This is a genomic window from Burkholderia sp. 22088 (assembly GCF_052045915.1).
Classification (GTDB): Bacteria; Pseudomonadota; Gammaproteobacteria; order Burkholderiales; family Burkholderiaceae; genus Burkholderia; species Burkholderia cepacia.
In genome coordinates, this window is sequence record NZ_JBQEPY010000044.1 from 1 (window position 1) to 1,405 (window position 1,405).

The window sequence follows — 1,405 nt, forward strand, 5'->3', positions numbered from 1 at the left end:
CCCGGCGACAGGCTGCTGGTGCGGAGCGGCGAGTTCGTGCCCGTCGACGGCACATTGACCGGCGACGCGGAACTGGACGAGTCCATGCTGACGGGCGAATCGTCCACCCTGCGACGCCGTTCCGGGGAAAACGCATGCAGCGGCGTGGTCAACGCAGGCGCCCCTTTCGAAATGATTGCCCGCACGACGGCGAGCGACAGCACGTTTGCCGGCATCGTCCGTATGGTCGAGCGTGCGCAACGCGAGCGCAGCCCGTCCGTTCGTCTCGCGGATCGCTATGCCGCATTCTTCGTGCTCGCATCGCTGCTCGTCGCGGGAATCGCATGGTTGTTGACCGGCGACGTCACACGTGCGCTTGCCGTGCTCGTCGTGGCCTCGCCGTGTCCATTGATCCTCGCCGTGCCGGTCGCCATCGTATCCGGCATGTCGCGTTGTTCGAAACGCGGCATTCTGGTCAAAGGCGGGGGCGCGCTGGAGCGTCTTGCACAAGCGACAACTCTGTTCTTCGACAAGACCGGGACGCTGACGGGAGGACGTGCACGCATCGTTGCGATCGAGTGCGGCGCTGACGTCGCAGCGGACGATGTGTTGCGGTTGGCCGCATCATTGGCCCAAGCGTCGGGCCACGTCATCTCGGACGCGCTGACGGTCGCGGCGCACGAACGTTGCATCGACCTGTCGCTGCCGTCGGCCGTCATCGAAACGGCCGGCGAAGGCGTGACGGGCCGGGTCGACAACAGGACCGTTGCGATCGGCAAGTTCGAATACGTGTCAGCATTCGCGACGAATGCGCCGTGGAGCGGCGCATTCCTGGCACGCGTCGTCAGCGAGGGCGGGGCTGCCGTATTCGTCGGCGTGGATGGCGTCATGATCGGCGCGATTCAAATGGCCGACCAGGTGCGGCTGGAAACACCGCGGGCATTGCGGCTGCTCAAGCGCGAAGGCGTCGAGCGCCTCGTCATGCTCACCGGCGACCGGCGGGACATCGCCCAGGCCGTCGGCGAGTTGCTGGGTGTCACCGACGTGCGTGCCGAGCAGACGCCGACGGACAAGCTCGTCGCGATTCAGGCCGCGCGCAAGGAGGGCGTGACGATCATGGTCGGCGACGGCGTGAACGACGCGCCGGCGCTGGCGGCCGCCGACGTCGGTATCGCGATGGGTGCGCGGGGGGCGGCCGCGTCATCCGAAGCGGCCGACGTGGTATTGCTGGTCGATCGGCTGGATCGACTCGTGGATGCGATACGTATCGCGCGACGGTCGCGCCGAATCGCACTCGAGAGCGTGGCGGCCGGCATGTCGCTGTCGGTCGTCGCGATGACGATTGCGGCGGCCGGATTCCTGCAGCCGATTGCCGGCGCGGTGATTCAGGAAGTCATCGACGTCGCCGTCATCGTCAATGCGTTGC

1 protein-coding gene is annotated in these 1,405 nt (G+C 67.0%); it reads left to right on the forward strand.

Annotated elements, in window-relative coordinates:
• Positions 1-1,405, forward strand: a 1,405-nt coding sequence (locus ACTJLD_RS41330) for a heavy metal translocating P-type ATPase (RefSeq protein ID WP_440661782.1), incomplete at both ends; no start/stop codon positions are given.